Genomic DNA, 242 nt, shown 5'->3' on the forward strand with positions numbered 1-242 from the left:
CAACATGGACAGCGACGCGCCGGATAATCCGTACCCATGGAATGACAGGTCTGGTCATGATTTTTCCTCCTTTTTCATCTTAAGCTGGATCAGGGCAAGGCTGAGGCCGATAACCATGAGGATGACCACGGCCGCCGCCCCGCGGCCCATTTCAAACTGTTCAAATCCCAGCTGGTAATGCAGATGGATTAGCGTCCTGGTACTGCCTGCAGGTCCTCCCTGGGTCAGGATTTGGATCTGGT

General features: G+C 54.5%; 1 pseudogene. It reads right to left on the reverse strand.

What is annotated here, in order from left to right:
• Nucleotides 1-54: 54 nt before the first annotated feature.
• Nucleotides 55-242: pseudogene (locus LK536_RS59005) on the reverse strand (sugar ABC transporter permease); the annotation flags it as partial.

The sequence above is a fragment of the Clostridium pacaense genome (genome assembly GCF_020709765.2).
Lineage (GTDB): Bacteria > Bacillota > Clostridia > Lachnospirales > Lachnospiraceae > Enterocloster > Enterocloster hominis.